This window comes from Pseudomonas sp. 1121_17 (assembly GCF_052850745.1).
On the sequence record NZ_VXCX01000008.1, the window covers coordinates 148324 to 168081 of the forward strand.

General features: G+C 63.6%; 19 protein-coding genes. 7 read left to right on the plus strand and 12 right to left on the minus strand.

Annotation, left to right across the window (positions count from 1 at the left end; all coding sequences use genetic code 11):
* Positions 1 to 13: 13 nt before the first annotated feature.
* The 6 genes from FW789_RS16125 to cbiE all read right to left on the minus strand — a co-directional run bounded on the left by FW789_RS16125 (position 14) and on the right by cbiE (position 4994).
* Positions 14 to 403: a DUF2946 domain-containing protein gene (locus tag FW789_RS16125; protein ID WP_101316039.1), complete on the minus strand. Its 390-nt coding sequence runs from the start codon at positions 401 to 403 to the stop codon at positions 14 to 16.
* A 134-nt stretch (positions 404 to 537) separates the two neighbouring features.
* Positions 538 to 1389 carry an SPFH domain-containing protein gene (locus FW789_RS16130; protein WP_101316041.1) on the minus strand — a complete coding sequence of 284 codons (852 nt, stop codon included), beginning with the start codon at positions 1387 to 1389 and terminating at the stop codon, positions 538 to 540.
* 25 nt (positions 1390 to 1414) lie between these two features.
* Positions 1415 to 1852: an NfeD family protein gene (locus tag FW789_RS16135; protein WP_103435889.1), complete on the minus strand. Its 438-nt coding sequence runs from the start codon at positions 1850 to 1852 to the stop codon at positions 1415 to 1417.
* 127 nt (positions 1853 to 1979) lie between these two features.
* Complete coding sequence (locus FW789_RS16140) at positions 1980 to 2699, minus strand: cobalt-precorrin-6A reductase (RefSeq protein ID WP_446431744.1); 720 nt, start codon at positions 2697 to 2699, stop codon at positions 1980 to 1982.
* On the minus strand, positions 2696 to 3790 hold the full coding sequence (locus FW789_RS16145; protein WP_446431745.1) for a cobalt-precorrin-5B (C(1))-methyltransferase: 1095 nt from the start codon (positions 3788 to 3790) through the stop codon (positions 2696 to 2698). Before FW789_RS16145 ends, FW789_RS16140 begins: the two co-directional genes overlap by 4 nt.
* Positions 3783 to 4994 (minus strand): precorrin-6y C5,15-methyltransferase (decarboxylating) subunit CbiE, encoded by a 1212-nt coding sequence (cbiE, locus tag FW789_RS16150; protein ID WP_186700608.1) that lies wholly within the window; start codon positions 4992 to 4994, stop codon positions 3783 to 3785. The genes FW789_RS16145 and cbiE overlap by 8 nt, the downstream gene beginning before the upstream one ends.
* 131 nt (positions 4995 to 5125) lie before the next feature.
* On the opposite strand from cbiE, the gene cobG reads away from it, so the two are divergent.
* The 7 genes from cobG to FW789_RS16185 all read left to right on the plus strand — a co-directional run bounded on the left by cobG (position 5126) and on the right by FW789_RS16185 (position 11654).
* On the plus strand, positions 5126 to 6457 hold the full coding sequence (gene cobG, locus FW789_RS16155) for a precorrin-3B synthase (protein WP_446431746.1): 1332 nt from the start codon (positions 5126 to 5128) through the stop codon (positions 6455 to 6457).
* Positions 6450 to 7076 carry a precorrin-8X methylmutase gene (locus FW789_RS16160; protein ID WP_103435893.1) on the plus strand — a complete coding sequence of 209 codons (627 nt, stop codon included), beginning with the start codon at positions 6450 to 6452 and terminating at the stop codon, positions 7074 to 7076. The genes cobG and FW789_RS16160 overlap by 8 nt, the downstream gene beginning before the upstream one ends.
* Positions 7073 to 7807: a precorrin-2 C(20)-methyltransferase gene (locus FW789_RS16165; protein ID WP_446431747.1), complete on the plus strand. Its 735-nt coding sequence runs from the start codon at positions 7073 to 7075 to the stop codon at positions 7805 to 7807. Before FW789_RS16160 ends, FW789_RS16165 begins: the two co-directional genes overlap by 4 nt.
* Positions 7795 to 9501 (plus strand): precorrin-3B C(17)-methyltransferase, encoded by a 1707-nt coding sequence (cobJ, locus tag FW789_RS16170; protein WP_446431748.1) that lies wholly within the window; start codon positions 7795 to 7797, stop codon positions 9499 to 9501. The genes FW789_RS16165 and cobJ overlap by 13 nt, the downstream gene beginning before the upstream one ends.
* Before the next feature lie 95 nt (positions 9502 to 9596).
* A complete protein-coding gene (locus FW789_RS16175) occupies positions 9597 to 10286 on the plus strand; it encodes a hypothetical protein (protein ID WP_446431749.1) in 690 nt (229 codons plus the stop codon).
* 60 nt (positions 10287 to 10346) lie between these two features.
* Positions 10347 to 11021 (plus strand): hypothetical protein, encoded by a 675-nt coding sequence (locus FW789_RS16180; RefSeq protein ID WP_411562250.1) that lies wholly within the window; start codon positions 10347 to 10349, stop codon positions 11019 to 11021.
* Between the two features lie 9 nt (positions 11022 to 11030).
* Positions 11031 to 11654: a hypothetical protein gene (locus FW789_RS16185; RefSeq protein WP_186700596.1), complete on the plus strand. Its 624-nt coding sequence runs from the start codon at positions 11031 to 11033 to the stop codon at positions 11652 to 11654.
* On the opposite strand, the gene FW789_RS16190 is transcribed toward FW789_RS16185, so the two are convergent.
* The 6 genes from FW789_RS16190 to dusB all read right to left on the minus strand — a co-directional run bounded on the left by FW789_RS16190 (position 11651) and on the right by dusB (position 19678).
* Positions 11651 to 12247 (minus strand): MarC family protein, encoded by a 597-nt coding sequence (locus tag FW789_RS16190; RefSeq protein WP_103435899.1) that lies wholly within the window; start codon positions 12245 to 12247, stop codon positions 11651 to 11653. The two genes, FW789_RS16185 and FW789_RS16190, sit on opposite strands and share 4 nt — an antisense overlap.
* Before the next feature lie 95 nt (positions 12248 to 12342).
* Positions 12343 to 15120 carry a hybrid sensor histidine kinase/response regulator gene (locus FW789_RS16195; protein ID WP_207073774.1) on the minus strand — a complete coding sequence of 926 codons (2778 nt, stop codon included), beginning with the start codon at positions 15118 to 15120 and terminating at the stop codon, positions 12343 to 12345.
* A 139-nt stretch (positions 15121 to 15259) separates the two neighbouring features.
* Positions 15260 to 16552, minus strand: a complete 1293-nt coding sequence (purD, locus tag FW789_RS16200; protein WP_446431750.1) for a phosphoribosylamine--glycine ligase — start codon at positions 16550 to 16552, stop codon at positions 15260 to 15262.
* A 108-nt stretch (positions 16553 to 16660) separates the two neighbouring features.
* On the minus strand, positions 16661 to 18268 hold the full coding sequence (gene purH / locus FW789_RS16205; RefSeq protein ID WP_103438686.1) for a bifunctional phosphoribosylaminoimidazolecarboxamide formyltransferase/IMP cyclohydrolase: 1608 nt from the start codon (positions 18266 to 18268) through the stop codon (positions 16661 to 16663).
* Between the two features lie 79 nt (positions 18269 to 18347).
* Positions 18348 to 18668, minus strand: coding sequence for a DNA-binding transcriptional regulator Fis (gene fis / locus FW789_RS16210; RefSeq protein WP_207073776.1), 321 nt, complete (start codon positions 18666 to 18668; stop codon positions 18348 to 18350).
* A complete protein-coding gene (gene dusB, locus FW789_RS16215; RefSeq protein WP_101316073.1) occupies positions 18665 to 19678 on the minus strand; it encodes a tRNA dihydrouridine synthase DusB in 1014 nt (337 codons plus the stop codon). Before dusB ends, fis begins: the two co-directional genes overlap by 4 nt.
* Positions 19679 to 19758 lie beyond the last annotated feature (80 nt).

Genomic DNA, 19758 nt, shown 5'->3' on the forward strand with positions numbered 1-19758 from the left:
GGGCGGCTGTAACTCAGGTCAGAGGAGAGGCGCGCGGATTGAGCGCAGGCCATAACTGGCGCGGCGTTGGTTGGTAGCTGGCAAGAATGCTCGCAGTGCCGTTGTCCATGGCGACAGGGCTGTGCAACTGCGGCGGATGCCCAGGCAAGGCCAGCAGCGTCAGGCCGCCTGAGCAGCACCAGCAATGCTGCATGCTCGCGTGCTCGTCGCCTTGCGGTCCGAGGTCGATCTTGGCCAGCGCCTGCACTGCCGGCGTGGGCTTGACGCCCATGCTGGAGCAGAACGCCCCCCACAGCAGCTGCTCGGCCGCGCTTTTCGGCGCAGCGGAAGACAGCGGCATGGCCAGCAGATTGAACAGCACTGCAAGGCAGGCGATCCAGGCGATGGGCCGACGTGGGGGCATGGAGAGATCCGGTCAGGAATCGTGGTGGCCATTGTAAGGCGCAGTATAGGTAAAAATACCCCGGTGCGGTGAAGTGCCGCAGCTGCGCCTGTGCAATGGCCGCCCAGCCCTGACCTAAGCGGGGCGGCGGTGTATCAGGCCTTGCGCCCGAGCAGCCCGCGCACTGTTTCTTGCAGGTCGGCCGGTAACACCACGATCTTGGAATTGTTGCTCGCAGCGAGGGTTTCCATCGCACCGATGTAACGCTCGCCAAGCAGGTACATGGCCGGAGTGGTCTCGCTGCCGACCGCCTCGCGCACCAGGGTAATCGCTCGGGCCGAGGCTTCGGCCAGGTTGATCTGCGCTTCTGCGTCGAGCCGAGCCGACTGCAGGCGCGCTTCGGCTTCCAGTACGGCCGCTTGCTTGGCACCCTCGGCGCGGGTCACGTCGGCTTTACGCTCACGCTCTGCGGCGGCCTGACGTTCCATCGCCAGCTGCATGTTCGGCGACGGCTTGATGTCCTGGATTTCTACCGAGCGCACGGTCACGCCCCAGTCTTCGGTTTGCTCGGACATCGCTTCGCGCAGGCGCGCCTTGATCTGCTCGCGGCTGGACAGCGCTTCGTCGAGGTCCATGGCACCGACGATCGCCCGCAGCGAGGTCATGGTCAGGCTGGTCACGGCAAACGAGAAGTTCTGCACGCCGTAGGAGGCCTTCTGCGGGTCGATCACCTTGGCGAAGCACAGTGCGTTGGCGACGATGACGGCGTTGTCCTTGGTGATGATTTCCTGTTGCTGGACATCGAGGATGATGTCTTTGGTCGGCAGGCGATAGGCAACCACGTCCATGTACGGGATGAGGATGTTCAGGCCGGGCTTGAGCGTGCTGTGGTAGCGGCCCAGGCGCTCGACGATCCACTCTTCGCCCTGGGGCACGATGCGCACCCCTTTGAATACGGTAATCAGAACAAACAGTGCCAGGCAGGCGACGACGATTAGGCTGGTCATGGTGCAGCGTCCTTTAAGTACGGATTCAGGCCCGGGTGATCCGGGCGGTGTTGCCTTCGATGGCGGTCAGGCGCACGCGCTCGCCGGCGGCGATGTCACTGTCGGCGATGCACACCCATTCCTCGTTGCCGAGGATCGGCTTCTGGAAGCGCACCCGGCCCTTCTGAAACTCCGAGACGGCCACGGTAAGCAGGCCGACCTCGCCGATCACGCTGTCGGCAGTCCAGCGCACGTCGGGTTTTTTTCGGCGAAACAGCTTGAACCAGAGCAGGGTAGTGGCCGACGAGAACAGCACCCACAGCACCACCTGGCTGTCCAGTTGCAGGCTGGGTGCGATCAGGGCGATCAGCGCCACCAGCACGGCGCCGATGCCGAACCAGAGAATGAAGAACGTGGGCAGGACCAGTTCAAGCAGGATCAGGGCAACGCCGAAGACGAGCCAGATCCACCATTGCATTTCCATATGGGTGGCCTTCCAGGAGGGGAATGCGCAGTTTACGGCAGATGGCCGGATGGCGGCCATTAAGCCGGTTCCTAAAGCTGTGCAGGAAATTTCTCTACCAGTCCGCCCGCTGGCGCCAGCAGCGCGATCAAAGCCCCAGCGCGGCCAGCAAGGTGTCTACCTGAGCAAATTCACGATCCACTGTCGGTAGTAGTGGGCGCTTGAGCACCAGCACCGGTATGCCCAGCTCGCGGGCGACCTCAAGCTTGGGCTCGGTGGCGACGCTGCCGCTGTTCTTGCTGATCAGCACGTCGATCTGGCGGCGGGCGAACAATGCGTGCTCATCCGCCAGGGCGAACGGCCCGCGGGCGGCGATGACTTCGCAGCGGTCATTGCCCGGGTAGCTATCGAGGGCACGCAAGGTCCAGAACTGCTGCTCGGGTATTTCGTGCAGATGCGCCAGGGGCTCGCGGCCCAGCGTGAACAGTGGCCGGGCAAACGGCGAGAGGACCGTGACCAGCTCGGCCCAGTCCGCCACCTCACGCCAGTCATCTCCCGGCTGGGGCTGCCAGGCCGGGCGGCGCAGTGCCCAGCAGGCCACACCGGCACTGCGCGCAGCCTGCGCGGCGTTGGCGCTGATTTGCGCCGCGTAGGGATGGGTCGCGTCGATCAGCAAGCTGATGCCGGCTTCGCGCAGGTACTGCGCCAGGCCCTCGGCGCCACCATAGCCGCCGACCCGTAGCTGGCAGGGCAGATCTTGCGGCACGCGGCCGACGCCGGCCAGACTGTAGACATGCTGCGGGCCCAGCCGCCGGGCAATGGCCAAGGCTTCGGTAACACCGCCAAGCAGCAGAATCCGCTCGCTCATTGCACACCCGCCCGGCCGGCGATGCCGCCCTGGCGGTCGATGGCAAACACCTCGACCTGCACCTGCGCCGGCACCACGCTGCAGGCAAAGGCGCGGGCATGAGCACACACTGCGTCGCCCAGCGCGATGCCTGCTGCATGCGCCAGGGCCAGCGCCTGCTGGCTGGTATTGGCGGTGATGATCGCCTGCTGCAGCGACTGATCGGCGCCCAGCGCTTGAGCCCAACCGGCCAACTGCGGCAGGTCGATACTGGAATGACGGCTGTGCAGGTCCATGTTGCCTGCAGCCAGCTTGCTGATCTTGCCGAAACCGCCGCACAGGCTCAGGCGCGCCATCGGCACCTTGCGCAGGTGCTTGAGCACCGCACCGACAAAGTCGCCCATCTCGATCAGGGCGATTTCCGGCAGGTTGTAGACCCGGCGCATGGTGTCTTCGCTGGCATTGCCGGTGCAGGCAGCGACATGCGTGTAGCCGTTGCTGTGGGCGACATCGATGCCTTGCTGGATCGAGGCGATGTAGGCCGCGCAGGAGAACGGCCGGACGATACCACTGGTGCCGAGAATCGACAGACCGCCGAGAATGCCCAGGCGTGGGTTCATGGTTTTCAGGGCCAACTGATCACCGTCACGCACGTTCACCGTGACCTCGAAACCGCCGCTGTAGCCACAGTCGTTGGCCAGTTGCTGCAGGTGCTCGCTGATCATCCGTCGCGGTACCGGGTTGATGGCCGGCTCGCCGACCGCCAGCACCAGTCCGGGCCGGGTTACGGTGCCGACACCGACACCCGCGACAAAACGTACGCCGGGCGTGGCGAGCAGGCGCACCTGGCTGTAGAGCAGGGCGCCGTGTGTCACGTCGGGGTCGTCGCCGGCGTCCTTCAAGGTGCCGGCCTCGGCGCAGTCGCCGTTACGCCTGCAGAACTCCAGGCGCATCTGCACCACCTTGCCCTTGGGCAGGGTGATGTGCACCGCGTCGGCGTCGACACCGCTCAGCAGCAGACGTGCGGCGGCGAGGCTGGTTGCCGTGGCGCAGCTGCCGGTGGTCAGGCCGCTGCGTAGGGGCGCGGGTTGTTCGCGGGTTTCCTCACGCATCCAGGGCTTTCACTACGTCGAGCAAGGTGATCGGCAAGGCCTGGCGCCAGGTGTCGAAGTTGCCCAGCGGTTGCGTGTGGGCAATGTGGATGCGGGTCAGCTCGCCGCCGTGCGCTTCGCGAAACTGGGCAAGGGCCATTTCGCTTTGCAGGGTGACGGCATTGGCTACCAGCCGGCCACCGGGGCGCAGGCGCTCCCAGCACAGGGCGAGCATGCCTTCGCCGGTGACGCCGCCACCAATGAAGATCGCGTCGGGCCGCTCCAGTTCGGCCAGCGCCTGCGGGGCCTTGCCGCGGATCAGGCGCAGCCCCGGCACGCCAAGCGCGTCGCGGTTGTGCTCGATCAACGCTTGCCGGCCTGCATCGGCTTCGATCGCCAGGGTGCGGCAGCTGGGGTGGGCGCGCATCCACTCGATGCCGATCGAGCCACACCCAGCGCCGACATCCCACAACAGCGCGCCGGGTTGCGGTGCCAGGCGGGCGAGGGTGATCGCGCGAACATCGCGCTTGGTCAGCTGGCCGTCGTGTTCGAAGGCCGAGTCCGGTAAGCCGGCAGCAGGTGACAAGCGCGGTGTGTCCGCTGCAGCCTGGCATTCGATGGCGACCACATTCAACGCAGCCAGCTGACCGTGTGGCCAGTCTTCGGCCGTGCCTTGCACATGACGTTCCTGCGGCCCTCCAAGGTGCTCGAACACCTGCAAGCGGCTCGGGCCGAAGCCTTTGTCGCGCAGCAGCGCAGCGATCTGTGCCGGGCTGTCGCCATCGTTGCTCAGCACCAGCAGGCGCAAGCCGGTGTAGCAGTAGGCGTTGAGTGCGGCCAGCGGGCGGGCGACCAGCGACACGATCTGCACCTCCTGCAATGGCCAGCCCAGGCGCGCAGCTGCCAGGGCGCAGGACGATGGCGCCGACAGAACCTGCAACTGCTCGGCTGGCACCTGCCGCGCCAGGCTGGCGCCGACGCCGAAGAACATCGGGTCGCCGCTGGCCAATACGCATACCGGCTCGCCGCGCAGGGCCAGCACCGGTTCCAGGCTGAACGGACTCGACCAAGGCAGTTGCTCGGCGCTGACACAGTGCGGCAACAGCGCCAGCTGGCGCGGGCTGCCGAAGATCCGCGAAGCCGCCAGCAGGGCACGCCGGGCAGGTTTGCCCAGGCCGCTGAAACCGTCTTCACCGATACCTACAACTGTCAGCCAGGGGGCCATCTGCTTCCTCATCAAGCTTGAGTGGGCCACAACGGCCGCAAATTCACACGATCTTCGACCGCCGGTTTTTCATGCCGTCGAGCAAAGCAGGCATAATACCGCGCCTTCTACACTCAAGCGCACTTTGACGATTGCCGGATGCCTTCTTGAACCCGCCCCTACACCCTGCCGTTTCGCCCCGCCCCTCGGCCTGCCCGGGGTTGTGGCGCATCGTCGCCGCCCGCGATGGCGGCATCTGCCGGATCAAGCTGCCGGGTGGCCTGCTGCTGGCCGATCAGGCCGACGCTGTGGCCGAGGCTGCCGAGCGCTTTGCTGGCGGTGTGATCGAGGCTACCAACCGTGGCAATCTGCAGATTCGCGGGGTCGGCGCGCAGCACGCTGCGCTGATCGAACATTTGCTGGCGGCTGGCCTCGGCCCGCGCCAGGCGGCTGGCGACGATGTCCGCAACCTGATGCTGAGCCCGCTGGCCGGGCGCGACCCGGCCATGCTGCTGGATACCCGGCCGCTGGCCGGGCAGATCCTCGAGATGCTCGAAAGCACGCCGCATCTGCATCAACTTTCGGCCAAGTTTGCCGTGCAGTTGGATGGCGCTGAGCACCTGGCCATGCTCGAACACCCGCATGACCTGTGGCTGTCGCCGCTGCAACTGGAGCAGCAGACCTGGCTGGCCTTCGGTCTGGCCGGTTGCCCAGGCACCGATCAGCCGCTGGGCGCGGTGCCGTTGGCCGCTGGGCTGGCGCTGACTCGGGCGGTGCTGGAGCGTTTTCTCCAGTTAGCCAGTTCTGAGCAGTCGCGTATGCGCCAGTTGCTGCAGACCTGCCCGGTCGAGCATTTCGTCGAAGGCCTCGGCATCGAGCTGCGGCGCGACCCGCCAGTGCTCCAATGGCGGCGGGCCAAGGCCTGTACTAACTGGCTCGGGCCGTTGGCGCAAGCCCAGGGCACTGCGCTTGGCGTTGCCCCACCGCTGGGTCGCTTGACCCCGGCGACGCTGCGTGGCGCCGCCCAGGTAGCGCGCGTTTGTGGTGACGGTGAATTGCACTTGAGTCCTTGGCAGAGCCTGGTGTTGAGCAGCATCGCAACAAGTCAATTGCAGGCCGCCCAGGCCCAGTTGCAGGCGCTCGGCCTGGTCTGCTCCAGCCGCGAGCCACTGGCACGAGTGACCGCCTGCAGCGGCGCCAGCGGTTGTGCCAAGGCACTGGCCGAGACCAAGGCCGATGCCGTCCAGCTCGCCGCGCTGATTGCGCCCGGCGCACCGGCCAGCGTGCACCTCAGCGGCTGCCCGCGCTCCTGCGCTGTGGCCCATGTCGCCCCGGCGACCTTGCTGGCCCGTTCGCCGGGCCGCTACGACCTTTATTTGCGTGACGCGCAGCAGCCCGGCTTTGGTGCCCTGCGTGCGACCGACCTTACCTTGAAAGCAGCAGGCGCCATGCTCGACCTGCCCACGGAGCACCTTGATGATTGACTACATTCGCGATGGTCAGGAGATCTATCGCAATTCCTTCCGGATCATCCGCGAGGAGGCCCGCCTGGAGCGGATCCCGGCTGATCTGGAAAAGCTCGCGGTGCGGGTGATTCACGCCTGCGGCATGGTAGAGGCGATCGATGGTCTGCAGTTTTCCGCGGGCGCCGGCACTGCCGGGCGCGAAGCCCTGGCCAAGGGCGCGCCGATTCTGTGTGACGCGCACATGGTTGCCGAGGGCATCACCCGCGCCAGGCTGCCGGCCAACAACCCGGTGATCTGCACCCTGCGCGACCCGCGCGTGCCGGCGATGGCCAAAGAGCAGGGCAATACTCGCTCGGCAGTCGCGCTGGAGCTGTGGCGCGAGCACCTGGAAGGCAGCGTGGTGGTGATCGGCAATGCACCGACGGCGCTGTTCTACCTGCTTGAGATGATCGACGCGGGCGCGCCGAAACCAGCGCTGATTCTTGGCTTCCCGGTAGGCTTTGTCGGCGCTGCCGAGTCCAAGGCGATGCTGGCTGCCGACAGCCGCGGCGTGCCGTTCGTGATCATGCAGGGCCGCCTCGGCGGCAGCGCAATGGCCGCCGCCGCAGTCAACTCGCTGGCCACGGAGGTGGAATGATGAACCCACGCGGACGACTGTTCGGCCTTGGCGTTGGCCCCGGCGACCCGGAGCTGATCACGGTCAAGGCGCTGCGCCTGCTGCGCGAGGCGCCGGTGGTGGCTTACTTCGTCGCCAAGGGCAAACGCGGCAATGCCTTCGGCATCATCGAGGCACACCTGCAGGCGCAGCAGACCTTGCTGCCCTTGGTCTACCCAGTGACTACCGAGGCGCTGCCGGCGCCGCTGTCGTACGAGCAGGTGATCAGCGATTTCTACGATGAAGCGGCCGAGCAGGTGGCTGCGCATCTGGATGCCGGCCGCGATGTGGCAGTTATCTGTGAAGGCGACCCGTTCTTCTACGGCTCGTACATGTACCTGCACGATCGGCTGGCGCAGCGCTTCGAGGCCGAGGTGATCCCCGGTGTCTGCTCGATGCTTGGCGGCGCCTCGGTGCTTGGCGCGCCGCTGGTCTACCGCAACCAGACCCTGACCGTATTGTCCGGTGTGTTGTCTGCCGAAGAGCTCAAGCGGCGGCTGGCCGACGCCGATGCGGCTGTGATCATGAAACTGGGGCGCAATTTCCCCAAGGTGCGCCAGGTGCTGGCCGAGTTGGGCCTGGACCAGCGCGCGCTGTACGTTGAGCGTGCGACCATGGCCAATCAGAAAATCGTTGCGCTGGACGCGGTCGATCCGCAGTCGTCGCCCTACTTTTCGCTGATCATCGTGCCGGGTGAAAAATGGCAGGGCTGAACCCACGCAAAGCGCCGGCCATCATCATCCTCGGCCAGGCCAGCCTGGCTACTGCGCAGCGCCTCCAGCAACTGTATCCCGAGGCCAGCATCCATGGCCTGAATGGCCGGGTCGCGGGCGCCGACAGTGGCTATGAATCATTTGGCAGCACCTTGCGCGAGCTGTATCTGCAAGACACGCCGATCATTGCCCTGTGTGCTGCCGGCATCGTCATCCGCAGCCTGGCCAGCGTGCTGAGCGACAAGGATGTCGAGCCTCCGGTACTGGTGGTTGCCGAAGATGGCAGTGCCGTAGTGCCGTTGCTCGGCGGCCTCGGCGGGGTCAACGTGATGGCGCGCGAGATCGGCGCGGCGTTGTCGGTCGCTGCCGCGATCACCACGAGTGGTGAACTGCGTTTTGGCACCTGCCTGCTCAATCCGCCGGTTGGCTATGCCTTGGCAGACCTGGAGCAGGGCAAGCGCTTTGTCTCCGACCTGCTGGCCGGTCAGAGCGTGCGTATCGAGGGTGATGCGCCGTGGCTTGCGCAGGCGCAACTGCCCGCCGATGCGGCAGCGCAACGAACCATTCACGTGGGCTGCGAAGCGCGCCCCGCCAGCCGTGACGAACTGCTGATCCATCCACGTTCGGTGCTGGTCGCCGTCAGTGCCGAGTCTGCCGAGCTTGCCGAACACGTGCGCGCGGCTCTGCGCGAGGCCAATATTGCCGAGCCAGCGCTGGCGTGCCTGCTTGCCAGTGACCAGCACATGGCCCTGCCGGGCCTGCACCAGGCGGCGCAGCAACTCGGTGTCGCACTGCGCTTTGCCGCGCCGGCAGTGAGCCTGGCCGAGATGGTCGAACAGAGCGTGCCTGGCGCCCGCTTGAGTGAACACTCGGGGTTGTTGGTGGCAGTTGCCAGCGCGCCCATCGACCCTGCCCAGGTCGGTCGCGGTCGTGGCCGGCTGGCAGTGATCGGCCTCGGCCCCGGCGCGGCCGAACTGATGGTGCCTGCAGTCAAGCGCGAGCTGAGCCTGGCCGAGGATGTGCTCGGTTACGAAACCTACGTGCGTATGGCTGGCCCGTTCCGCCCGGATCAGGTACTGCACAACACCGACAACCGCGAAGAAATGCAGCGCGCCCGGCATGCCTTTGAGCTGGCCGCACAGGGCCGTTCGGTCGTGGTGGTGTCGTCGGGTGATCCCGGCGTGTTCGCCATGGCAGCCGCCGTGCTCGAGGCCTTGCACGAGTCGACCGACCCGGCCTGGCATCAGGTCGATCTGCAGATCCTACCTGGCGTATCGGCATCGTTGTCTACCGCTGCTCAGGCTGGCGCGCCGCTGGGGCATGACTTCTGCGTGATGTCGCTGTCGGACAACCTCAAACCCTGGTCGATCATCGAGACACGCCTGGACCTTGCCGCCCAGGCTGATCTGGTGCTGGCGTTCTATAACCCGATTTCGAAAGCCAGACCCTGGCAATTGGGTGTAGCGCTGGACGTCGTGCGCCGTCATCGCTCAGGCGCCACGCCGGTAGTCCTTGGTCGCGATATTGGTAGGCCAGGGCAGACGCTGCGCGTAGTCACACTGGCCGAACTGCTGCCAGAAATGGTCGACATGCGCACCATGGTGTTGGTCGGGTCTTCTACAACCTGCACGTTACCGCGTGCTGACGGTGGCACCTGGGTCTACACCCCGCGCTGGTACCCGGCACGGAGCTGATGTCCTGCGGAAATCCTGCAGCGCTGTTTGCCTAGTGGTATCCCCATAGGGTGGTAGCCCCTGAATCGCAGGGGCTACCACTGAGGGTTTTCGCCATGTCTGACATCAACAACATCCAAAGCTCCAATACCGCCATTCTGGTTCAGGATTCGCTGCTCGCCTGCGGTGCCGGGATGTCCTTGCAAAGCCGCAACGATGTCAAAAATGCCTTCCATTTCGCCACCCTGGTGGCCGACAAACTGTATGACCCGCAAGTGCAGAGTAAAGCTTGGTACGACCAGTTTTTGAAGGTCATGCAGGATTGCGGCTTTGTTGCCGCGCGCCGCAGCTTCGAACTGGAAACCGCATCTTCGGTGACCGTCACCGTCGGTGCCGTGGTGTTCCGCATTATGGCCGCTGCCGGTACTGCAGTGCTGGGCGGACCTATCGGTGACGCATTGGGCACACTTGCAAAAAAGGCGATGGAAAAACTCGGCTCCATCGAAGGCGAGAAGCGGGTGTTCATCACCGATCGCAAGAACAAGCAAAGCGGCATGGTCGGACTGGGCGCGTGCATAGAGACGCCGGACGGCGAAGTGGTGCTGGTGATGAGCTGCGTCAACGCCGCCGCGCCAAAGGCCAACACCGATCTGCTTGGTGTGGAGTGGAACATTACTTCCTCGGAGTACTACGCCGGCAGCGCAGTGTTGTCGCTCAACCGAACTATCTACGACCGCGTACGTGATCACGTCGAGAACAAGCTCGGGGTACGTTCCGTTGAAGACATTCTCGAATACGAGATCTGATTAGGCTGGCGGCGACCTAGGTCGCTGTCACTCCAGCGTCTTGCAGATAGCAGGCATCCCATGCAAACACAAAATCAATCTCTAGTGCTGGTAGCCGGAACAGCTTTGTTGATTGCTCCTCAGATCACTGCTGCGCAACGTCAGGCCGCCATCGATTGCTTGCTCTACGCGCAGTTGATCGCGAACAAGCGTGCAGGCAATCGCTTTGCACAGCCGTCCATCTGGTATCGCGCTTATCGAGCGGTGTATGGCGAGATCAAGTGGCTCGTGACTGGTCAGGCCCATGATACGCAAAACGTCACGGCCATCACTGAGCTGGTCATTTCTGAGCCGCTTCAGGCCTGGCTCGGGCAGGCCGGAATCGACGGCGTTCAGGTCTTGCGCAGGGCTATCGGAGGCCTGCGCCACCATTGCGCAGGGCAGCGACAGCTCGAAGGCTTCATTTGTCCGGTCGATAAATTGCAGCAACCTGTAGTGCTGGAAATCGGGCTGCTGGACGCGCAGGCGCATCTGCATTTGTGCAGCCTGACCTGGCAATGCACGGCCTCTGTCGAGGGGACGATGCAACCCAGCCTGGACGAAATGGCAGCGTTGCCGGCAGAGGTTCAATTGCGCTGTATCTCGCTGGTGTGCGACGTGCAGGCATTCGAACCCATGCGTAGCAAGTTACATACGCTGATAGCCAGTAAACAACAGCAGACCCCATACGTGCTCGACTTGGGAACTACCGCATAGGAGAACATTATGGTGAACAACCAAGCGGCATTGATTGGCTCATCGATCGTGAGTTTTCTGCCTGGCCTTGATCTGCAACAGCGTGATGCGGTGAAGACGGCGGTTGCGTTGGCTGAGCGTGCCACCCTGAGCGTGTTCAATGATGGTCTGATCGAGGACTGGCTGAGCTACTTTCGCAATCAGCTCAAGTTCATGGGCTGGGATGCGGTGTCGGCTGAAGACATTCACTGGCCGTCTGACAAACGGCCGAAACTGGTCGACAAGGCACTGCAGACCATCGCGGTTACGGCAGGTGAACATTTTGCCGAATCGACCAAGTTCGCCTTGAGCCGGCTGATGGCCAATCCGACCACGCTGCGCTCATTCGAGCGAAAAGCCGCAGAGCGTCAGTGCATTCAATTTCTGCCCTGTGCGCCGGCCGGCAACGGTCGGGTCGACATGGTCCTATACTTCGAGAATGACAAGAAGTCGAGCTTCTCGACGGGCTTCATGGATCGCAAGCGTAGCTACCGAAACGTGCGCGCCGAGCTGGTTCGGTTCAATGCTCGTGCGTTCATCAGTACTTACCTGCCCAAGGTTCTGGCTGGCGAGGTGAAGCAAGCGCTGCTGAATATCGAGGACTATCAAACCTAACTCAGCAAGTAGCCCTTGATCCCGGTAAAGATGATCTGCGCAGCCAGGGCACAGACGAACAGCCCCATCAAGCGGCTGACGATCTGCAAGCCCTGGTCACCCAGGATTCGTTCGATACGGTGCGAGAGGTACAGCACCAGGCCGACAGTGAAACTGGCCAGAGCAATACTGACGATTGCCAGTAGCTTGTCATCCCAGTGCGGCTGGCTGACGCCCATCACCAGCAGCGCGCCGATGGTGCCGGGGCCGACGGTCAGCGGGATGGTCAGCGGTACGATGGTTACGTCCTGCTGGACGTTGTCGCTCTGCACCGCCGGCTTGCCCTGGGCCATGCCCAGCGCAGAAATGAACAACACACTGCCGGCACCGATACGAAAGGCGTCGGCAGTGATGCCGAACACGCCGAAGATCACCCGGCCAAACAGGTACAACAGCACGCTGGCAATGAGCACGGCAATCGCCACGCGCCAGGCCAGTTGCTTGCGCTCCTTGCTGGAGTGGCCGCGGGTCAGGCTGATGAAGCAGGACAGCACGAAGAACGGGCTGTAGAGCACGAGCATCTTCAGGTAAACGCTGAACAACTCATGAAGCATGGCCAGGATCCATGGCGAAGGGATGGGTGCGGCAAGTGTATCAGCCGCTCAGGCGGTGGGTTTGAGCTTTGCCCGGCTGCACTCAGCGCTGCCGGTCATGATGCATCCACCTCAGCGGCTCTCGCCTCGCGCTGCCCGGCCCAGTACTGGACCAGTTCGCGCAGTTGCGACAGCTCGACCGGCTTGGCCATGTGGCCGTCCATACCAGCCAGGCGTGCACGTTCCTTGTGCTCGCTGAGGATGTGGGCGGTCAGAGCGACAACCGGCGTGCGCTGGCGCTGGTTGGCCGCCTCCCACTCGCGCAGGCGAATGGTTGCTGAGAATCCATCCAGCACGGGCATCTCGCAATCCATCAAGACCAGATCGTAGCGACGAGCCTGCATGGCCTGCAGGGCCTCCTCGCCATTGCTGGCGGTATCAGGTTCGAGGTTGAGCTTGCCGAGCATGCCACGGATGACCTTGGTCGAAATGCTGTTGTCTTCGGCAACCAGCACGTGGAAGTCGGCTGGAACTTCCAGTGTCGCCGGCGGCATGCCCAGCGCGGCCGGCGGCGTGGCCTGCTCACGTCCGCGCTGGGCCAGCTCTTCGGCCAGGGTGGTCTTCAAGGTGTAGCCGGCCACCGGCTTGGCGAGGATGCGCTTGACGCCGGCGTTGCGCGCGATGACCTTGCTCGGGGCGTTGCTGATGCCGGTCAGCATCACCACCAGGATGTCGTGGTTGAGGCTTGGGTCTTCCTTGATCTTGGCTGCCAGTTGCATGCCGGTCATGCCGGGCATGTTCTGGTCGAGCAGGACCGCGTCGAAATAGTCGCGCAGGTGCGCCTTGGTACGCAGCAGGGCGAGCGCTTCCTTGCCCGACGGCACGGCACTGACATTCATCCCCCAGGCGCTGCATTGCTGCACCAGGACCTTGCGACAGGTGTCGTTATCGTCGACCACCAGTACTCGTGCGTCGCGCAGCGGGCCGTCCAGGTCGGCCGGTGGCTGCTCCAGACGTGACGGGTCGAGCGGCAGGGTCAACCACAGGGTGTTGCCCATGTTGCTGCTGCTCTTGATGCCGAATTCGCCCTGCATCAGACCAATCAATTGTTTGGCGATCACCAGCCCCAGATGGCCGCCGAGCTTGTTGCTGGAGAGAAACTGATGGCTGTGCAGCTCGGCCTGCAGCAAGGCTTCGCGCTCGGCCGGTGGCATGGCGCTGCCGCTGTCTTGGACGGCAATGCGCAGGCGAGGCAGCTCGCCGCGTTGATCCAGCGCCACCACCAACAGGATTTCGCCCTGCTCGGTGTTTTTCAGCGCGTTTTCCAGCAGGCTGGAAAGGGCCTGACGCAAGCGCGTCGGGTCGCCGCTGATGACCCGCGGGACTTGCGGTTGGGTAAAGCTGATCAGCTCGATGTTGCGTTGTTCGGCCTTGGCTCGAAAGATATTCAGGCAGTCTTCGATCAAGGCGTTGAGGTCGAACTGCACATCGTCCAGCTCGATCTGCCGCGACTCCAGCTTGGAGATGTCGAGGATCTCGTTGATCAAGGTCAGCAGCTCGTTGCCGGCGCTGTGGATGGTCTGCACGTAGTCGCGCTGCTTGACCGATAGCGGCGTCCCCAGCAACAGCTCGGTCATGCCCAGCACGCCGTTCATCGGGGTGCGGATTTCATGGCTGATCTTGGCCAGGAACTCGGCCTTGGCGTTAAGCTCGGCGTCGCTGGCTGCCAGCGCGCGGCTGGCGCGGAAGCGGTCCTCGTTGATGCGTCGCAAGCGTTCACTCACTGCCAGGTTGAGCAGCAGGCCGCTGCTTACCGCCAGTGCCATCAGAATGCACAGCAACCATGGCGTCGGCGTGCGGGTCAGGCCGAGCAACGCTGGCAGCAACACCAGCCCGCCGAGGTTGTACACCAGCATCGCCAAGGCGAACAAACGTGCCGGGCTGTAGCCCTTGTACCAGTGATAGCTGCTGACCAGCAGCATGCTTGCGCTGCCAATCGCGAGCAGGGCGTAGGTCATCAGGTTTAGCGGCAGGGTGTCGACGAACAGCAGGATCAGGCTGCTGACGCCAACCAACAGCATCTCGCCCTGCAACAGCCGATTCAGCCGCGGCGAATTGCCGGTACTGAAAAAGTGCTGGGTGAAGTACAGACCGGCCAGCCCGGCCATGACCAGGGTCAGGTAGGCGGCAGGCGTCTGTGCACTGTGCCAGACGTGCCACCAGGGGCCGCTGAGGTTGAGCAGGATCAGCGCGCTGAGCAGCATCAGGCCGTGGTAAAGGGCAAGAATCAGGGTGGTGCTCGAGCGCACGTAGAGGAAGCGGATCACGTTGTGCAGGATCAGCATAACCAGACCGCCGAACAACAGGCCGAACAACAGCAGCAAGTGTTGGTCACCCGCAGCCTCGGCAGCAGACAGCAGGCTGATGGCTGGGCGCAATTGGTGTTCCGAGACCAGGTGCAGGTAGACGTCCAGTGGTTGGCTGCTGTTGGGTAAAGTCAGCAAGTGGTCACTGCCGAGCAGGGTCGGCTCGCTGACGGTGTTGGCCTGCGGACCATGGTGGCGCTGGCGCAGCAGTTTGTCACCGTTGAGCACATACAGATCGAGGCGGGACAGGTCGGGAGCGAAGATGCGCAGCAGGCGTTGCTGGTCATCCGGTTCCAGCCGGTAGTGCAGCCAGAGCGCTTGATCAGGCTCGGCAGCCTCCAGCTCGTTGAGCTGGAGCGGACTGAATTGGTTGCGGTAGCGTTCGGAGCGAACGTCGCTCAGTTGCAGGTTGGCCTGTTCATCGAGCAGCAGCGACCAGCCAGCACCTTGCTCGGCCGAGGCCGGCGGCAGGCAGAGCAGGGTCAGCAAGCTGACGAACAGGGCAAGGGCAATCCGAAGCCGACGCAAGACGAGATCCTTTCTTAGCGGGTGTGCCGAAGCACAACTATGCGCGGCGTGTGAAGGCGAAGGCAAGGCCCATCGGCATCCTGTCGACGAGCCGAAGGCCGTGCACCAAAGGGTGTCACGGCCATTCGCCAAAGCGCTGTTACTGCGCCTCACCACGCTCGCGGGCAATGGCCCGGTAGCCGATGTCGGTGCGGTAGAAGCTACCGTCCCAGCTGACTTCCTTGGCCAGGCGGTAAGCCTGTTCCTGGGCCTGGGCGACGGTCTGACCGAGGGCAGTGGCGCACAGCACGCGACCGCCGTTGGTCACGATCTGGCCGTCCTGCAGCGCAGTGCCGGCATGGAAGACCTTGCCTTCCAGCTTGGCCGCAGTGTCGAGGCCATGAATGGTAGCGCCCTTGGCGTAGTCGGCCGGGTAACCGCCGGCAGCCAGCACCACACCCAGGCTTGGCCGCGGGTCCCATTGTGCTTCGACCTTGTTCAAGGCCTTGGCGAAGGCGGCTTCGATCAACAGCACCAGGCTCGACTCCAGGCGCAGCATGACTGGCTGGGTTTCCGGGTCGCCGAAGCGGCAGTTGAACTCGATCACCTTGGGGTTACCGGCCTTGTCGATCATCAACCCGGCGTACAGGAAGCCGGTGTAGACGTTGCCTTCGGCGGCCATGCCGCGCACGGTCGGCCAGATCACCTGGTCCATCACCCGCTGGTGCACTTCGGCGGTAACCACCGGGGCTGGCGAGTAGGCGCCCATGCCGCCGGTGTTCGGCCCGCTGTCGCCGTCGCCGACGCGCTTGTGGTCCTGGCTGGTCGCCATCGGCAGCACGTTTTCACCGTCGACCATGACGATGAAGCTGGCTTCTTCGCCGTCGAGGAACTCTTCGATGACGACCCGCGAACCTGCATCACCAAAGGCGTTACCGGCGAGCATGTCGCGCACGGCGTCCTCGGCTTCCTGCAAGCTCATGGCAACGATCACGCCTTTGCCCGCAGCAAGGCCGTCGGCCTTGATCACGATCGGCGCGCCGACCTTTTGCAGGTAGGCCAGGGCTGGCTCGACTTCGGTGAAGTTCTGGTAATCAGCGGTAGGGATCTGGTGACGGGCCAGGAAGTCCTTGGTGAATGCCTTGGAGCCTTCAAGCTGCGCAGCGCCCTTGGTTGGGCCAAAGCAGTCGAGCTTGCGGCTGCGGAACAGGTCGACGACGCCGGCAACCAGTGGCGCTTCCGGGCCGACGATGGTCAGGTCGACGTTCTGCTCGGCGAAATCGGCCAACTGCTCCAGAGCGGTCACCTGGATGTCGACGTTCTCGCATTTGGCTTCGGTGGCGGTGCCAGCGTTGCCTGGGGCGACGAAGACTTTTTCGACGCGTGGGTCCTGGGCAACTTTCCAGGCCAGGGCGTGTTCACGGCCGCCGTTGCCGATGATCAAAACTTTCATGTCTAAAACCTCGAAAACTGTTTAGCGACGACCCCAGACGCTTTTCTGTAGGAGTGGCCTTGCGTCGCGAAAGGCCGCTCCTACAGGGGTGCGGTGGGGCGGGCGAAATTAGTGGCGGAAGTGGCGCATGCCGGTGAATACCATGGCGATGCCGGCTTCGTCGGCAGCAGCGATCACTTCAGCATCGCGCATCGAACCACCTGGCTGGATCACTGCAGTGATGCCTGCCTTGGCAGCGTTGTCGATGCCGTCGCGGAACGGGAAGAACGCGTCCGAGGCCATGACAGCACCTTGTACTTGCAGGCCAGCATGCTCGGCTTTGATTGCAGCAATGCGTGCCGAGTTGACGCGGCTCATCTGGCCAGCACCGACACCGATGGTCTGGCGCTGCTTGGCGTAGACGATAGCGTTGGACTTAACGAACTTGGCTACTTTCCAGGCGAAGATCAGGTCGTGAATTTCCTGCTCGCTCGGCGCGCGCTGGGTAACGATCTTCAGATCGTCGGCGCTGATCATGCCGATATCGCGGCTCTGCACCAGCAGGCCACCGTTGACCCGCTTGAAGTCCCAGCCAGCGCTGCGCTCGGCTGGCCACTCGCCGCACTCGAGCAGACGCACGTTCTGCTTGGCGGCTACTACGTCACGGGCAGCCTGGGAGATCTTCGGCGCAATGATCACTTCAACGAACTGACGCTCGACGATGGCCTTGGCGGTCTCGCCGTCCAGCTCGCGGTTGAAGGCGATGATGCCGCCGAAGGCCGACTCGGTGTCGGTGGCGTAAGCCAGTTCGTAGGCCTGACGAATGCCGCCTTCGTTTTCCGGAACCACGGCAACGCCGCACGGGTTGGCGTGCTTGACGATCACGCAGGCCGGCTTGACGAAGCTCTTGACGCACTCGAGGGCGGCATCGGTGTCGGCCACGTTGTTGAACGACAGCTCTTTGCCCTGCAGCTGGGTGGCGGTAGAGATGCTCGCTTCGCCCTTGTTCGCTTCAACGTAGAACGCCGCGTTCTGGTGCGGGTTCTCGCCGTAGCGCATTTCCTGGGTTTTGACGAACTGGCTGTTGAAGGTGCGCGGGAACAGGCTGCGGTCGGAAGTCGACAGGGTCTCGGCAGCCTGGTTCACGGTGCCCATGTAGTTGGCGATCATACCGTCGTAGGCGGCGGTGTGCTCGAACGCCTTGAGCATCAGGTCGAAGCGCTGAGCGTAGGTCAGGCCACCGGCCTTGAGGCTTTCGAGGACCTGGCCGTAGTCACCGGCGTTGACCACGATGGCCACGTCCTTGTGGTTCTTGGCTGCCGAGCGAACCATGGTCGGGCCGCCGATATCGATGTTCTCGATTGCGGTCGGCAGGTCGCAGCCAGGCTTGGCGATGGTGGCTTCGAACGGGTACAGGTTGACTGCCACCAGGTCGATTGGCTTGATGCCGTGCTCGTTCATGATCGCGTCGTCGGTGCCACGCCGACCGAGGATGCCACCGTGGATTTTTGGATGCAGGGTCTTCACCCGGCCGTCCATCATTTCAGCGAAGCCGGTGTAGTCGGCCACTTCCACCGCGTCGACGCCATTGTCCTTGAGCAGCTTGTAGGTGCCACCGGTGGACAGGATCTCGACGCCGAGCTGTTGCAGCTCGCGAGCGAATTCGAGGATCCCGGTCTTGTCGGAGACGCTGATCAGGGCGCGGCGGATCGGCAGGCGGGTAGTCTGGTCGGTCATTTCGGATTCCATAACGCGGTGGAGTCAGCAAAAAAGGCGCCTCCTGCGGGAGCCGCCTTTTCTGATTGGGATTCTGGCCTTAGAGCAAATCGTACTGCTTGAGCTTCTTGCGCAGGGTGCCACGGTTGAGTCCGAGCATCTCGCTGGCTTTGGTCTGGTTGCCCTTGACGTAATTCATCACACTTTCGAGCAACGGCGCCTCGACCTCCGAGAGCACCAGGTTGTACACGTCCGTGACGGAGGCGCCTTCGAGGTGGGCGAAGTAGTTGTGCAGCGCCTTCTCGACGCTGTCGCGCAGGGTATGGCCCTCCTCGCTCGGCGTATTCAGGTGCTGCTTGAGGTTGGCGTTGTCGCTCACGGGCGTTGTTCCACTCACTAAAGTCTCGGTCATCATCGTCATGCGGCCACCCCTTGTTCGTCCTTTGTTTCAAGGCTCTGTCGGCATTCGGAGAAAAACTCGCGAACGTTGGCGCATTGCGCGTGTGTCTCATCCAAAGCGTTGAACCGGGAGCGGAACTCCTTGCCGCCGGGTCGGGTTGCCAGATACCAGCCAACGTGCTTTCGGGCGATACGTACGCCCATTACATCGCCGTAGAAGGCATGCAGCGCGGCCAGGTGCTCCAGCAAAATGCGTTCAACTTCGTCCAGCCCTGGCGCCGGCAGGTATTCACCGGTCTGCAGGTAATGCTCGATCTCGCGGAAGATCCACGGCCGGCCTTGGGCCGCACGGCCAATCAGCAGGCCGTCGGCACCGGTGGCATGCAGCACCGCCCGGGCTTTTTCTGGCGAGGTGATATCGCCATTGGCAAAGACCGGGATCGACACTGCCTGCTTGATCGCAGCAATGGTGTCGTACTCGGCTTCACCGGTGTACAGGTCGGCGCGTGTGCGGCCATGCACCGCAAGCGCCTGGATGCCGGCCTGTTCGGCAATTTTTGCCACGTTCAGGCCGTTCTTGCTCGAACGGTCCCAGCCGGTACGAATCTTCAGGGTCACCGGGACATCCACAGCGCCAATGACGGCATCGAGGATCTCGCTGACCAGCACTTCATCTCTCAATAAAGCAGAGCCTGCAGCTTTGTTGCAGACTTTTTTTGCCGGGCAACCCATGTTGATGTCGATGATCTGCGCGCCGGCCTCGACATTGGCCCGGGCCGCCGCCGCCATCATCTGTGCGTCACCCCCGGCGATCTGTACCGAGCGCGGCTCGGGATCACCTTCATGGATGCGACGCAAACGTGACTTGCGGCTGTCCCACAGGCTCATGTCGCTACTGACCATCTCCGACACCACCATGCCTGCGCCCAAGCGCTGGCAAAGCGTGCGGAAAGGCTGGTCCGTAACCCCGGCCATAGGCGCAAGGATCAGGTTGTTGCGAAGCGTATATGGGCCGATGCGTACCGCCGACATAGGTGTTCCCTGTTGTGGGGCCGAATCATTGAGGTCAAAAAGGGTGGGCATAATACCCGCTCTGGATGACTGGATAAAGG

Excerpts from the sequence above, each read along its gene's own strand:
- FW789_RS16125 (WP_101316039.1), bottom strand. The coding sequence starts at position 403 with ATGCCCCCACGTCGGCCCATCGCCTGGATCGCCTGCCTTGCAGTGCTG.
- FW789_RS16130 (WP_101316041.1), bottom strand. The coding sequence starts at position 1,389 with ATGACCAGCCTAATCGTCGTCGCCTGCCTGGCACTGTTTGTTCTGATT.
- FW789_RS16135 (WP_103435889.1), bottom strand. The coding sequence starts at position 1,852 with ATGGAAATGCAATGGTGGATCTGGCTCGTCTTCGGCGTTGCCCTGATC.
- FW789_RS16140 (WP_446431744.1), bottom strand. The coding sequence starts at position 2,699 with ATGAGCGAGCGGATTCTGCTGCTTGGCGGTGTTACCGAAGCCTTGGCC.
- FW789_RS16145 (WP_446431745.1), bottom strand. The coding sequence starts at position 3,790 with ATGCGTGAGGAAACCCGCGAACAACCCGCGCCCCTACGCAGCGGCCTG.
- cbiE (WP_186700608.1), bottom strand. The coding sequence starts at position 4,994 with ATGGCCCCCTGGCTGACAGTTGTAGGTATCGGTGAAGACGGTTTCAGC.
- FW789_RS16160 (WP_103435893.1), top strand. The coding sequence starts at position 6,450 with ATGATTGACTACATTCGCGATGGTCAGGAGATCTATCGCAATTCCTTC.
- FW789_RS16165 (WP_446431747.1), top strand. The coding sequence starts at position 7,073 with ATGATGAACCCACGCGGACGACTGTTCGGCCTTGGCGTTGGCCCCGGC.
- cobJ (WP_446431748.1), top strand. The coding sequence starts at position 7,795 with ATGGCAGGGCTGAACCCACGCAAAGCGCCGGCCATCATCATCCTCGGC.
- FW789_RS16175 (WP_446431749.1), top strand. The coding sequence starts at position 9,597 with ATGTCTGACATCAACAACATCCAAAGCTCCAATACCGCCATTCTGGTT.
- FW789_RS16180 (WP_411562250.1), top strand. The coding sequence starts at position 10,347 with ATGCAAACACAAAATCAATCTCTAGTGCTGGTAGCCGGAACAGCTTTG.
- FW789_RS16185 (WP_186700596.1), top strand. The coding sequence starts at position 11,031 with ATGGTGAACAACCAAGCGGCATTGATTGGCTCATCGATCGTGAGTTTT.
- FW789_RS16190 (WP_103435899.1), bottom strand. The coding sequence starts at position 12,247 with ATGCTTCATGAGTTGTTCAGCGTTTACCTGAAGATGCTCGTGCTCTAC.
- purD (WP_446431750.1), bottom strand. The coding sequence starts at position 16,552 with ATGAAAGTTTTGATCATCGGCAACGGCGGCCGTGAACACGCCCTGGCC.
- purH (WP_103438686.1), bottom strand. The coding sequence starts at position 18,268 with ATGACCGACCAGACTACCCGCCTGCCGATCCGCCGCGCCCTGATCAGC.
- fis (WP_207073776.1), bottom strand. The coding sequence starts at position 18,668 with ATGACGATGATGACCGAGACTTTAGTGAGTGGAACAACGCCCGTGAGC.
- dusB (WP_101316073.1), bottom strand. The coding sequence starts at position 19,678 with ATGTCGGCGGTACGCATCGGCCCATATACGCTTCGCAACAACCTGATC.